Below are 11,893 nucleotides of genomic sequence, written 5' to 3' on the forward strand. Positions count from 1 at the left end.
TAACCGGCGGGGGCCCGTTCGCCCGTTCGGGAACGGCGAACTGACGGACCGTCCGATGCCCGGAGGAGGATCGTGCAGCCCGCGAGGGGATCGTTGCAACCCCCTTGCAACCCTTGCCCGGGTCGCCCGGGATGACGCAGGCTGATGACATCCCACGCCGTTCCCGGAGAGATGGTCATGTCGTCCGACCCCCTGCCAGCACCCTCCAGTGCCCCTCTCGCCGCTACCCCCACGGGCGGCGATGAGGCAGGCTCCACCGCCGCTCCGGCGGCGGTGGAGGAGGTGCTCACCCTGCGGATCTCGCTGGGCGAGGAAGTGGTCGGCGAGGTGCGGACCAGGTTCCGCTTCGAGGCGGCGCGCCCGTACGAGGTGATGCTGACCTTCCACGTCGGACGCTCCGACGAGGCCGACTGGGTGTTCTCCCGGGACCTGCTGCGCGACGGCCTCGGCGCGCTGAGCGGCCAGGGCGACGTCAAACTGTGGCCCGCGTACTGCCCCTGCCACGGCTCGACCCTCCACCTCGCGCTCGAATCGCCGCACGGCAGCGCGCTGTTGGAGGTCTCCAGGCCCAAGGTGCAGAGCTGGCTGGACCGTACCTACGCCCTGGTCTCCGAGGAGGCCGAGCGCGCCTACGGGCCGACCGACGCCCAGCTGTCCGCACTGCTCGCCGGCGGTTGGTGAACCGGCGCCTGGTGAACCGGCGCCTGGTGAGCCGACGCCTGGTGAACCGGTGCTTGGTGAACCGGTCCCTGGTGGACCTGTGCCTGGTGGACCTGCGGCCGGTGCCCGGCCGAGGGGTGTCCGGGCTGCGGGTGCCCGGTGGTCTGATGCCCGGCGGTCTGGTGCCCGGGCGGCCGCGGCTCGCCCGGACGGCCGCGCCGGCCCGGTAGCCGGGCCGGCCCCGGCAGCCGTACCGCCCCCGCCGCCAGCCCCGCCCGCAGCCGGCGCACCGCCGGGGCCGAGGAGGTCGGCAGCAGGTCGTACGGGTCCTCGGGGCCGTCCACGGAGACTCGCACCGAGTCGGTGAAGCGGTACGGCCGGTGGGCCAGCAGCCCGCCCAGGTGGCGCCGGAGCCGGGAGAGCTCGGCACGGACGGTGACCGTCCGGCCGGGGTCGCCGAACAGGCCCTCCGCGAGCCGGGCCGCGCTGAGCCCGTTGGGCTCGGTGGCGAGCAGCAGCAGCACCTCGGCGTGGCGCGGGCTGAGCGCGTGCGACCAGCTGCCGGCCGTGCCGTGCACGGAGAGTTCGGGCCGCTCGGGGCGGCGCAGGTCGAGCCGGAGCCGGGCGCCCTCGGCCTGTTCGGCGCTCGCGCCCGCCGCGTCGGGGCCGTCCGGGGACTGCACCGGGCGGACCAGCCAGCCGTCGGCCAGCGGTTCGACCAGGCACTCGCCGAGGCTGGGCAGCCACTGCACCGGGCCGGGCGCCCAGCCGTCGGCGGGCAGCCGCAGTCGGGTGGTGGGCGGCAGCCCGGCCGCCGCCGCCGTCCAGCCGGCCGCGTCGACGACCAGCGCCGGGCCGTGCAGCCGGGCCAGCAGCGGGGTGGCCACGGTGCGCAGGTGGTGCAGCGACTCCAGGCGGCGGGCCCGCAGCTCGGTCTCGGCGAGCCGGGCGGCGGTGGCGGTCAGTTGCAGCAGGTAGGGCTGGACGTTCTGCGCGGGGCCGCTGAGGTTGACCACGCCGACCAGCCGGCCGGTGCTCGGGTCGTGCACCGGGGCGGCCACGCAGGTCCAGGCGTGGTGGCTGCGCAGGTAGTGCTCGGCGGAGTGGACCTGCATCGGGCGCTCGGCCCGCAGCGCGCTGGCGATGCCGTTGGTGCCGACGTTCTCCTCCACCCAGCGGGCGCCGGTGAGGAAGCCGATCCGGTCGGCGCTGCGGCGCAGTTGCCGTTCGCCCTCCTGCCACAGGACGTGGCCCTCGGCGTCGGCGACGGCGAGCAGCAGCGGGGTCTGGCCCATCGGGGCCAGCAGGGTGTCCCGCAGGACGGGCAGCAGCGGGTCCAGCCCGCTGACCCGGCGGCGGTGCTCCACCTCGGCGGGCCCGAGGTGGACGGCGGCGGCGCCGCGGTCCGGGTCCAGGCCGAGGCGGCGCAGGCGCTCCCAGGAGTCGCCGATCTCGGGGCGGGGGGTCTCGGCCGGCGCGCTCGGGCCGGTGCGGGCGGCGGTCCGCAGGTCGGCGGTGTCGCGGGGCGGCCGGTCGGAGGAGAGCACACGGTCGTGGAGCGCGGCGAGCTCCGCCGTGGTCGGCGCGGGTCGGCGCCCGGTGCGCCGGGACTGCCCGCCGGGTTGCCGTCCGGTCTGCCGCACTCGGTGCTCCTCGCCGCCGTCCGCCGGCACGCCGGGACCGGCGCGCTGACGAAAGATTACGGGTGCTGCCCGGGGATGGGGACGGAGTCGGCGAATGGCAGGGGATTTGCCGCAGGGGCACGGAAGGCGGTGGTTCCGGGCGTCCCGGTGGCCCCGCGCGGACCGTCCCGGTGGCCTCTCCCGGACCCTCCCGCCGACCCCGTGCGGACCGTCCCGGTGGCCCCGCGCGGACCGTCCCGGTGGCCCTGCCGGGGCGGCCGGTGGACGATCGGAGGAGGGGGCCAGGCTGCCGCGGGAGGACCGGTGACCGCCCTGTCCGTCGACCTGCTGGACGCGTCGTCGCTGCTCGCGGCCTTCGGGGCGCTCGGCATCTTCGTCGTACTGTTCGCCGAGACCGGACTGCTGGTCGGCTTCTTCCTGCCCGGCGACTCGCTGCTGTTCACCGCGGGGCTGCTCTGCGTGCCCGGGGCGACCGACGGACCGCAGCTGGAGCTGTACCAGGTGCTGCCGGCCGCGCTGGCGGGGGCGGTGCTGGGTGCCCAGACCGGCTACCTGATCGGCCTGCGCGGCGGGCGCGCGCTGCTCGCCCGGACCCGCCGACGAAGCCTGCTGGAGGGGGCCGCACGGGCCGAACGGCTGCTCGACCGGTACGGGCACGGCCGGGCGATCGTGCTGGCCCGGTTCGTGCCGGTGGTGCGGACGGTGCTGAACCCGCTCTGCGGGGTGGTCCGGGTGCCGGTGCGCACCTTCACCTTCTGGCAGGTTGCGGGCGGGGTGGTGTGGACGGTGGGCCTGGTGCTGGCCGGGTACGCGCTCGGCTCGTCGGTACCCGATATCGACCGCTATCTGCTACCCCTGGTCGGTCTGGTAGTAGTTGTCTCCGTGATTCCGATCGTTCTCGAAGTGTTCCGCGCGCGGAAGGCCGGCCGCACCGGCTCCGGGCCCGACGGCTCCGGGCCCGACGGCAGCGGCCGCACCGGCTCGGGGCCCGACGGCTCCGGTGCCGCGGACGGCCGTGCCGAGCGGGCCGACCTGCCCGGTCCGGACCGCCGCGGCGGTGACGGTACGTGACGGAGGAGCGGCTCGCCGTCTACGACGGCAGCGGGGTCTCGGGCGGCCTCTACACCCGGGTGGTCGGCTGGGCCGACGCCGCGCCCGGCTGGCTGGACGAACTGGTGCGGCTCTGGTCGGCGCTCGGCCTGACCCTGTTCGCCGTGCTGATGGTGCTGGCCTGGTGGCGGGCGCGCGGCGCCGGCCCCGTGGTGATGGCCCGGGTGCTCGCCTCGCCGCTGGTGGTGGTCGCCGCATACGGGGTGAACTCCGCGCTGAAGGGCCTGGTGGAGGAGGTGCGGCCGTGCGCGCAGCTCCTGGTGGGCGGCACGCTGGAGTCCTGTCCGCCGGCCGGCGACTGGTCGTTCCCGAGCAACCACTCGGTGACCGCCTTCGCCGCGGCGACCGCGCTCGGCTGCGTCGACCGGCGGCTGGGGCGGGTGGCCGCGGTGGCCGCCGTGCTGATGGCGCTCTCCCGGGTCTGGGTGGGCGTGCACTACCCGCACGACGTGCTGATCGGTTCCCTGGTCGGCGTCCTGGTGGCGCTGCCGCTGACCCTGGTCGCGGGCCGGGCGGCGCCGCTGGTCGAGCGGGCGCGGGCGGGTTCGCTGCGGCCGCTGCTCGGGGCCGGGGCCGCGGCGGCGGGCGGGGTTCCGCGCTGAGCGCTCCGACCCTTGTGCGGGCGGGGTGGCAGGGAGAGCATGTGAGCCGGGCGCGGAGCCCCTGGGGATCCGGGGCGCCCGCCCGGCTCAGCCGTGCCAGCGGAGGGATGCGCCAATGCCGTACCGTCTCGACATCACGCAGGGTGACTGGCCGACCGGGGATCCGGCCCGGGTGGAGGAGTTCCGCAAGGGCGTGGAGGGCCTCCTCGCCGAGAGCCTGGTGCTCAGCCTCGCCACCGCGGGCCCGGAGCGCGGCCCGCACGCCAACCTGGCGTTCTTCGCGTACGACGAGGACCTCGTCCTGTACTTCGTCAGCGAGCGCTCCACCCGGCACAGCCTGCACCTGACCGAGGAGGCGCGGGCCGCCGCGACGGTCTTCCTGCCGCCGCCGGTCTTCGGCGAGCAGCTGCGCGGCGTCCAGCTGGCGGGCAGTGCGGGGGAGGCGTGGGGGCGGCAGGCCGAGGCGGCGCTGGCCGCGTACCGGGAGCGGTTCCCGTCCTTCGCGCCGGACGACGCGACGCAGCGGCTGTTCCTGACCGGCGGGGGTGCGGCGGCGCTGTACCGGTTCCAGGTGGAGGAGCTGACGGTGGTGGACGAGCCGGCCTTCGGACGCCGCAACTACCTGCGGGCGAAGGTGGCGCGCTGAGCCCGGGTGCCGCCGGGTTGTCTGTACAACTTTTCGAGGTGGTTCACCTCCGGGCCCCCGCCCGGACGCCCCTCGGACACCTGGCGGCACCAGCCTGGCCGCATGAGAGTCATCGTCGTAGGAGCGGGCGTGCTCGGCACCATGCACGCCTGGCAGGCCGTCGAGCGCGGCCACGAGGTCGTCCACCTGGAGCGCGAGACCGAGGCGCGCGGCGCCTCGGTGCGCAACTTCGGTCTGGTCTGGGTCAGCGGTCGGGCCGGCGGCGAGGAGCTCGCCACCGCCCTGCGCGCCCGCGAGCTGTGGGAGCGCATCGGCGCCGAGGTGACCGGACTCGGCTTCCGCGCCAACGGTTCGCTCACCGCCGTCCGGACCGCCGCCGAACTCGCCGTCGCCGAGCAGGCCCTGACCCTGCCCGACGCCGCCGAGCGCGGCTACCGGCTGCTCGACCCCGCCGAGGCCCGGGCGCTCAACCCCGCCCTGCGCGGCGGGCTGCTCGGCGCCCTGCACTGCGAACGGGACGCCGCCGTCGAGCCGCGCACCGCCCAGCCGGCCCTGCGCCGGGCGCTGGAGCGGAGCGGCCGCTACACCTTCCTGCCCGGCCGCGAGGTCCGCGAGGTGATCGGCGAGCGCGCCGTCCGCGACGACCACGGCGAGGTCCACCACGGCGACCTGGTGGTCCTCTGCACCGGCGCCTGGCTGGGCGGCCTGGTCCGCGAACTGGCTCCCGCCCTGCCCGTCCGCCGGGTCCGGCTGCAGATGATGCAGACCGACCCGCTCGACGAGCCGCTGACCACCTCGGTCGCCGACGGCGACAGCTTCCGCTACTACCCGGCCTTCGCGGGCAGCGCCCTGGAGCGGCTGAAGGCCGTCCAGCCCCAGCCGGAGACCGCCGCCGAGCACCGGATGCAGCTGCTGATGGTCCAGCGCCGCGACGGCGGGCTCACCGTCGGCGACACCCACGAGTACGACCAGCCCTTCGGCTTCGACGTCGTGGAGGACCCGTACGACCACCTCGCCGCCGTCGCCGAGGACCTGCTCGGCCGGCCGCTGCCCCGCATCCGCCGCCGCTGGGCCGGGGTGTACGCGCAGTGCGTCGACACCACCCGGGTCGTCCACCGCGAGCGGGTCCGGGACGGCGTCTGGCTGGTCACCGGACCGGGCGGACGCGGAATGACCTGCTCGCCCGCCATCGCCGAGACCACCGCCGACCTCGCCAACCTGTAAAGGCAGCTACCGCATGAGCACCGACATCCGCCTGGTCGTCCTCGACATGGCCGGCACCACCGTCGCCGACGACGGACTGGTCGAGCAGGCCTTCCGCGCTGCCGCGGGAGCCCTCGGCGTCGAGCCCGACGGCCCGGAGCACGCCCGCATGCTGGAGCACGTCCGGGCCACCATGGGCGAATCCAAGATCTCCGTCTTCCGCCACCTCTTCGGCGCCGAGGACCGGGCCCGGCAGGCCAACCTGGCCTTCGAGGCCGCCTACCACGACCTGGTCGACGCCGGCCACTGCGCCGCCCTGCCCGGCGCCGCCGAGGCGATCGCCGAACTCCGCGGCCGGGGCCGCAGGGTCGTCCTCACCACCGGCTTCTCCCGGCCCACCCAGGACCGCATCCTCGCCGCCCTCGGCTGGGAGGACATCGCCGACCTCACGCTCTGCCCCGCCGAGGCCGGGCGCGGCCGCCCGTACCCCGACCTCGCGCTGACCGCGCTGCTGCGCACCGGCACCGACTCGGTGCGGCAGATCGCCGTCGCCGGGGACACCGGCTACGACATGCTGACCGGGGTGCGGGCCGGTGCCCCGGTGGTCGCCGGGGTGCTCACCGGCGCCCACGACGAGGCGCGGCTGCGGGCGGACGGCGCCACCCACGTGCTCGCCTCGGTGACGGAGCTGCCGGCCCTGCTGGGGGCGCCGGCCTGAGCCTGGAGGTCGCGGTCGGGGCGGCTCCGCGCGGAGCCGCCCCGATCACGACCGTCTTCAGGCGCCGACCGGGGCGGCGCCGAGCAGGCGGGAGAGCTGGGGCCAGAGCCCGTCCAGCACGGCCGGATCGTCGGCGATTTTGGCGAACAGCACCATGCCCTCCATCTGGGCGACCGCCGCCCGGGCGCTCTCCCGGCTCGCCGATCCCGCCGGGACGGACCCCTCGGCGGCGGCCTCCGCCAGCACCCCCCGGACCAGCTCGACCTCCTCGTCGAAGATCTCCGCCAGCCGGGCCCGGACGGGTTGCTCCTCGGCGGTGAGCTCCAGCGCGAGGTTGGCGAACAGGCAGCCGCTGACCGCCCCGTATGCCTCTTGGGTCTGCCGCTGCACCGCCGCCGTGCCGCCGAACAGGCGCTCCAGACGGACGAGCGGGGGCTCCCCGCTGCGCAGGGCGGCGAGCCAGTCGGCCCGTTGGGCGCGCCAGTGGGCGTCCACGACCTCCAGGGTGAGCGCCTGCTTCGACTCGAAGAAGTGGTAGAAGCTGCCCTTGCGCACGTCGGCCCGGGCGCAGATCTCGGCGATGCCGATGGTGGCGTAGCCGCGCGACCGCAGCAGGTCGCAGGCCGCGTCCAGGAGTCGCTCGCGTGCGGTGCTCGTCCGTCCCATGACCGGGAGTATACGGGCGGTCAACTATCTATTGCCACATAGTTGACCGGTCGTCTACTGTGACGATCCGCCGGAGCCGAACGGGCTCCGGCCGCGCCGGGCCGTCCGGTCGGACCCGGCCGACGCATCGGAGGGGAGAGCCATGTCCTCGACCACCACGGTCGCCATCGCCTACCACAGCGGGTACGGGCACACCGCCCGCCAGGCCCGGGCCGTCGCCGCGGGGGCCGCGTCCGTCCCCGGCACCCGGGCCGTCCTGCACGACGTCGCCGCGCTCGACGACGCGCTCTGGCGGTCGCTCGCCGGGGCCGACGCCATCGTCTTCGGCTCGCCCACCTACATGGGCAGCCCGTCCGCCGTCTTCCAGGCCTTCGCCGAGGCCAGCAGCAAGGTCTGGGCCGAGCAGGGCTGGTCCGGCAAGCTCGCGGCCGGCTTCACCACCTCGGCGGGCGTCAACGGCGACAAGCTCAACGCGCTGGTCTCGATGGCCGTGCTCGCCGCCCAGCACGGCATGCACTGGGTCAGCCTCGGCCTGCCGCCCGGCTGGCTCTTCACCTCCGACGGCACCCCCGACGACCTCAACCGGCTCGGCGGCTTCCTCGGCGCGATGGCCCAGGCGCCCTCGGACCTCGGACCCGACGGGCACCCGGGCGACGGCGACCTTCGGACCGCCGAGCACCTCGGCCGCCGGGTCGCCGAGACCGCCGCCCGCCTCGCGCCCGCCGCTGCCTGAAAGGGGACCGCCATGAGCACCGGAACCCCCGGCCCCGCCCTCGGCCGGTACGGCGGCCGACTGACCGACCTCCTCGGCATCCGGCACCCCCTCGTCCAGGGCCCCTTCGGCGGCGGCCTCTCCTCGGTGGCCCTGGCCGCCGAGGTCACCCGGTCCGGCGGACTCGGCTCGTACGGGGCGCACCTCCTCGCGCCGGAGCGGATCGGCGACCTGGTCACCGAACTGCGCAGGGCTGCCGACGGGCCCTTCGCGGTCAACCTCTGGGTGCCGCAGCCGGGTGAGGCCGACGCCCCGACCGACGCGGAACTCGCCCGGCACGCCGAACGGACGGGCCCGTTGGCGGCCGAACTCGGCGTCCCGCTCGACGGGGCCCCCGACCCCGCACCCGACTTCGCCGCCCAGGTCGACGCCCTGCTGGCGGCCCGCCCGCCGGTGATCAGCTTCGTGATGGGCGTTCCGCCGGCCGGGGTGCTGCGCCGAGCCCGGCGGGCGGGCATCGTGACCGTCGGCACCGCCACCACCGTCGCCGAGGCCCTCGCCCTGGAGGCCGCCGGACTGGACGCGGTGGTGGCCTCCGGCAGCGACGCCGGAGGCCACCGGGGCTCCTGGCTGCGGCCGGTCCGGGAGTCGCTGGTGGGCACCTTTGCGCTGGTGCCGCAGGTCGCGGACGCGGTGTCCGTCCCGGTGATCGCCGCGGGCGGCATCGCGGACGGCCGGGGCATCGCCGCCGCCTGGGCGCTCGGCGCGGACGGCGTCCAGATCGGAACCGGCTTCCTCGCCACCGAGGAGTCCGGCGCGAGCACCGTCCACAAGGCCGCCCTGCACCGACCGGAGGGCGCCGTCACCGTGCTGACCAGGCTGTTCTCCGGCCGGCCCGCGCGCGGCATCCCCAACCGGCTGGTCCGCGAACTCGCCGCGTACGAGGACGAGGTGCCGCCGTACCCGGTGCAGAACGCGCTGATGCTGCCGATCCGCCGGGCCGCGGCCGCCCGGGGCGACGCCGATCTGCTCAACCTGTGGTCCGGGCAGGCCGCCCCGCTCACCCGGCCGCGGGCGGCCCGGGCGTACGTCGAGTTCCTGCTCGCCGACACCGAACGGGTGCTGGGGCGCTGATCCGCGGCCGGGGCTGCGGATCGCCGGGGAGGGGGGCCGGGACCGGTCCGCCCTCCCCGGAGCGGGGACCGGCTACGGGTGCTTCCAGAGGCTGCGGGCCGCCAGCAGGGGCAGCACGCCCTCGCCGAACCAGTACGCCTCCTCCAGGTGCGGCATCCCGCTCAGCACGAACTCGTCGATGCCCAGCCCGTGGTACTCGGTGATCAGGTCGGCCACCTCGCGGTGGCTGCCCACCAGCGCGGTACCGGCCCCGCCGCGCAGCAGCCCGATGCCCGCCCACAGGCCCGGGTGCACCTCCAGCCGCTCCGCCGAGCCGCCGTGCAGGGCGAGCATCCGGCGCTGGCCCTCCGACTCGCTCAGCGCGAGCGCCCGCTGGGTCTCCCGGACGCGCTGCGGGTCCATCGCGGCGAGCAGCCGCTCGGTCTCCGCCCACGCCTGCGCGGAGGTGTCCCGGGTGATGACGTGCAGCCGGATGCCGAAGCGGATCGACCGGCCCCGCGCGGCGGCCAGTTCGCGGATCCGGTGGATCTTCTCCCGTACCTGGGCGGGCGGTTCGCCCCAGGTCAGGTAGACGTCCGCGTACCGCGCCGCGACGTCGCCGGCCGCCGGGGAGGAGCCGCCGAAGTACACCGCCGGCACCGGGTCCGGCAGCCGGTTCAGCACCGCCCGCTCGACCCGCAGATGGGGGCCGTGGTGGTCGACCGTCCGGCCCGCCCAGAGCCGCCGGGTGATGTCGAGGAACTCCCCGGTCCGGGCGTACCGGGCGTCCTTGTCCAGGAAGTCCCCGTAGGCGCGCTGCTCGGCGGACTCCCCGCCGGTCACCACGTTGAGCAGCAGCCGACCGCCGGACTGCCGTTGGTAGGTCGCGGCCATCTGCGCCGCCAGCGTCGGACTGATCTGCCCGGGCCGGAACGCGACGAGGTACTTCAGCCGCTCGGTCACCTGGGTCAGCATCGCGGTGGTCAGCCAGGCGTCCTCGCACCAGGCCCCGGTCGGCGTCAGCACCCCCTCGAAGCCCAACTGCTCGGCGCTGCGGGCGATCTGCCCCAGGTAGGCGATGCTCGGCGGGCGGTCCGAGCCGGCCGTGCCGGGCGTGGAGCCGTGTCCGCCGCCGACGACGTGGCGGCTGTCGCCGTTGGTGGGCAGGAACCAGTGGAAGGTGAGGGACATGGGTGCGGTGCTCCTGACGGCCGGGTGCCGGTGGGGTGGACTCGGGGGCGGGTCAGGAGCGACAGCCGTCCGCGCACACCCGGGCGAGGTCGACGTGCAGGCGTCGGACCAGCGGGGCGGCGGGGGCGGTCATGGCGGCCATTGTCCCGGCGCCGGCCGCCCCGGATCAAGGGGGCGGGGGCGCCGGGGAACGGCGGAGCCCGCCGCTCCTCCGGGGAGGAACGCCGGGCTCCGGTGCGGCCTCGGGGGCTCGGATCAGACCTGGCCGGCCTTCTCCAGAGCCTCGCAGCAGGTGTTGATCAGCAGGCGGGTGACCACGTACGGGTCGACGTTCGCGTTCGGGCGGCGGTCCTCGATGTAGCCCTTCTGGTCCACCTCGACCTGCCACGGGATGCGGACCGACGCGCCACGGTTGGAGACGCCGTAGCTGTAGACGTTCCACGGGGCGGTCTCGTGCTTGCCGGTCAGGCGCGACTGGATGTCGTCACCGTACTGGTTGACGTGCTCCAGGACGATCTCCTGCGAGGCACCCAGCGACTCGCAGGCGGTGATGATGGCGTCGTAGCCCTCACGCATCGCCTTGGTGGAGAAGTTGGTGTGCGCACCCGCGCCGTTCCAGTCGCCCCTCGCCGGCTTGGCGTCCAGGGTGGCGTCGATGCCGAACTCCTCGGCGGTGCGGTAGAGCAGGTAGCGGGCGATCCACAGGTCGTCCGAGACGGTCAGCGCGTCGACCGGGCCGATCTGGAACTCCCACTGGCCGGGCATGACCTCGGCGTTGATGCCGCAGATCGCCAGGCCGGCGTCGATGCAGCGGTCGAGGTGCAGCTCGACGATCTCGCGGCCGAAGACCTCCTCGGCGCCGACACCGCAGTAGTAGCCGCCCTGCGGGGCCGGGAAGCCGCCCTCCGGGAAGCCGAGCGGACGGGAGCCCTTGAAGAAGGTGTACTCCTGCTCGATGCCGAAGATCGACTCCTGGGCGGAGTACTTCTCGGCGACCTCGCGCAGCAGGGCGCGGGTGTTCGACTCGTGCGCGGTACCGTTCGTCTCCAGGACCTCGCAGAGGACCAGGATGTTGTCGCCGCCGCGGATCGGGTCCTTGACGACCTTCACCGGCTCCAGCACGCGGTCGGAGGCGTGGCCCTCGGCCTGGTTGGTCGACGAACCGTCGAAGCCCCAGGTCGGGATCTTGTCCGCGTTGGGCAGGACCCGAGTCTTGGAGCGGAGCTTGGCGGTCGGCTTGGTGCCGTCGATCCAGATGTACTCGGCCTTGATTGCCACGGCGGTGTACCTCGCAAACTGAGTGGTGGGTGCCCGCGTAGCGTCGCAAGCCGCCGTTTCCCGGTTGTTCCTCTCATGTAACGCCCATGTGAACCAACCGTCCGCGTCGACACCGTCACTGTCCGGGAGTGCCGTCGGCGGCACTCCCGGCGGGCGGGAGGGCACCCGGCCCGGCGTACGGGCCCGCGGTCCGGGTGCGGTCCGGGCGCCCGGCTCAGGAGCGGCGGGCGTGCGCGGCGCGGCGTCGGCGGGTGGCCAGGAGGGCGCCGGCGCCCACCAGCAGCAGGGCCACCGAACCGGCGGCGAGCGGCGCGGTGGAGCCGCTGCTGCCGGTGGCGGCCAGGTGGCCGT

At 75.4% G+C, this 11,893-nt stretch carries 13 protein-coding genes; 8 read left to right on the plus strand and 5 right to left on the minus strand.

What is annotated here, in order from left to right; translation table 11 throughout:
• The first annotated feature begins 177 nt into the window (after window positions 1-177).
• Window positions 178-681, plus strand: a complete 504-nt coding sequence (locus tag ACWGB8_RS22755) for an SsgA family sporulation/cell division regulator (protein ID WP_452215382.1) — start codon at window positions 178-180, stop codon at window positions 679-681.
• On the opposite strand, the gene ACWGB8_RS22760 is transcribed toward ACWGB8_RS22755, so the two are convergent.
• Window positions 630-2,303, minus strand: coding sequence for a GAF domain-containing protein (locus ACWGB8_RS22760; RefSeq protein ID WP_452215383.1), 1,674 nt, complete (start codon window positions 2,301-2,303; stop codon window positions 630-632). The two genes, ACWGB8_RS22755 and ACWGB8_RS22760, sit on opposite strands and share 52 nt — an antisense overlap.
• A gap of 267 nt (window positions 2,304-2,570) precedes the next feature.
• Here ACWGB8_RS22760 and ACWGB8_RS22765 point away from each other — a divergent pair, with 267 nt between their 5' ends.
• The 5 genes from ACWGB8_RS22765 to ACWGB8_RS22785 all read left to right on the plus strand — a co-directional run bounded on the left by ACWGB8_RS22765 (window position 2,571) and on the right by ACWGB8_RS22785 (window position 6,582).
• Entirely contained in the window at window positions 2,571-3,374 is an 804-nt protein-coding gene (locus ACWGB8_RS22765) for a DedA family protein (protein ID WP_452215396.1), read from the plus strand.
• Complete coding sequence (locus ACWGB8_RS22770; protein WP_452215384.1) at window positions 3,371-4,015, plus strand: phosphatase PAP2 family protein; 645 nt, start codon at window positions 3,371-3,373, stop codon at window positions 4,013-4,015. Before ACWGB8_RS22765 ends, ACWGB8_RS22770 begins: the two co-directional genes overlap by 4 nt.
• 115 nt (window positions 4,016-4,130) lie before the next feature.
• A complete protein-coding gene (locus ACWGB8_RS22775) occupies window positions 4,131-4,661 on the plus strand; it encodes a hypothetical protein (protein WP_452215385.1) in 531 nt (176 codons plus the stop codon).
• A 102-nt stretch (window positions 4,662-4,763) separates the two neighbouring features.
• A complete protein-coding gene (locus tag ACWGB8_RS22780) occupies window positions 4,764-5,885 on the plus strand; it encodes a TIGR03364 family FAD-dependent oxidoreductase (RefSeq protein ID WP_452215386.1) in 1,122 nt (373 codons plus the stop codon).
• 13 nt (window positions 5,886-5,898) lie between these two features.
• A complete protein-coding gene (locus ACWGB8_RS22785; RefSeq protein WP_452215387.1) occupies window positions 5,899-6,582 on the plus strand; it encodes a phosphonatase-like hydrolase in 684 nt (227 codons plus the stop codon).
• Window positions 6,583-6,639: 57 nt separating this feature from the next.
• Here the strand turns inward: ACWGB8_RS22785 and ACWGB8_RS22790 are convergent, their stop codons facing one another.
• Window positions 6,640-7,248: a TetR/AcrR family transcriptional regulator gene (locus tag ACWGB8_RS22790; protein ID WP_452215388.1), complete on the minus strand. Its 609-nt coding sequence runs from the start codon at window positions 7,246-7,248 to the stop codon at window positions 6,640-6,642.
• A 142-nt stretch (window positions 7,249-7,390) separates the two neighbouring features.
• Between ACWGB8_RS22790 and ACWGB8_RS22795 the strand changes: the two genes are divergently transcribed.
• The gene (locus ACWGB8_RS22795) at window positions 7,391-7,981 is read left to right on the plus strand and encodes an NAD(P)H-dependent oxidoreductase (RefSeq protein ID WP_452215389.1); all 591 of its coding nucleotides are present in this window, start codon (window positions 7,391-7,393) and stop codon (window positions 7,979-7,981) included.
• Between the two features lie 12 nt (window positions 7,982-7,993).
• Complete coding sequence (locus ACWGB8_RS22800) at window positions 7,994-9,094, plus strand: NAD(P)H-dependent flavin oxidoreductase (RefSeq protein WP_452215390.1); 1,101 nt, start codon at window positions 7,994-7,996, stop codon at window positions 9,092-9,094.
• Window positions 9,095-9,166: 72 nt separating this feature from the next.
• Here the strand turns inward: ACWGB8_RS22800 and ACWGB8_RS22805 are convergent, their stop codons facing one another.
• From ACWGB8_RS22805 to ACWGB8_RS22815, 3 genes are all read right to left on the minus strand, one after another.
• Window positions 9,167-10,264 carry an LLM class flavin-dependent oxidoreductase gene (locus ACWGB8_RS22805; protein ID WP_452215391.1) on the minus strand — a complete coding sequence of 366 codons (1,098 nt, stop codon included), beginning with the start codon at window positions 10,262-10,264 and terminating at the stop codon, window positions 9,167-9,169.
• Between the two features lie 255 nt (window positions 10,265-10,519).
• Window positions 10,520-11,542 (minus strand): glutamine synthetase GlnII, encoded by a 1,023-nt coding sequence (glnII, locus tag ACWGB8_RS22810; RefSeq protein ID WP_452215392.1) that lies wholly within the window; start codon window positions 11,540-11,542, stop codon window positions 10,520-10,522.
• 214 nt (window positions 11,543-11,756) lie between these two features.
• Window positions 11,757-11,885 carry an LAETG motif-containing sortase-dependent surface protein gene (locus ACWGB8_RS22815; protein WP_452215397.1) on the minus strand — a complete coding sequence of 43 codons (129 nt, stop codon included), beginning with the start codon at window positions 11,883-11,885 and terminating at the stop codon, window positions 11,757-11,759.
• Window positions 11,886-11,893 lie beyond the last annotated feature (8 nt).

It is taken from the genome of Kitasatospora sp. NPDC054939 (assembly GCF_053610105.1).

Excerpts from the sequence above, each read along its gene's own strand:
- ACWGB8_RS22755 (WP_452215382.1), top strand. The coding sequence starts at position 178 with ATGTCGTCCGACCCCCTGCCAGCACCCTCCAGTGCCCCTCTCGCCGCT.
- ACWGB8_RS22775 (WP_452215385.1), top strand. The coding sequence starts at position 4,131 with ATGCCGTACCGTCTCGACATCACGCAGGGTGACTGGCCGACCGGGGAT.
- ACWGB8_RS22780 (WP_452215386.1), top strand. The coding sequence starts at position 4,764 with ATGAGAGTCATCGTCGTAGGAGCGGGCGTGCTCGGCACCATGCACGCC.
- ACWGB8_RS22785 (WP_452215387.1), top strand. The coding sequence starts at position 5,899 with ATGAGCACCGACATCCGCCTGGTCGTCCTCGACATGGCCGGCACCACC.
- ACWGB8_RS22790 (WP_452215388.1), bottom strand. The coding sequence starts at position 7,248 with ATGGGACGGACGAGCACCGCACGCGAGCGACTCCTGGACGCGGCCTGC.
- ACWGB8_RS22795 (WP_452215389.1), top strand. The coding sequence starts at position 7,391 with ATGTCCTCGACCACCACGGTCGCCATCGCCTACCACAGCGGGTACGGG.
- ACWGB8_RS22800 (WP_452215390.1), top strand. The coding sequence starts at position 7,994 with ATGAGCACCGGAACCCCCGGCCCCGCCCTCGGCCGGTACGGCGGCCGA.
- ACWGB8_RS22805 (WP_452215391.1), bottom strand. The coding sequence starts at position 10,264 with ATGTCCCTCACCTTCCACTGGTTCCTGCCCACCAACGGCGACAGCCGC.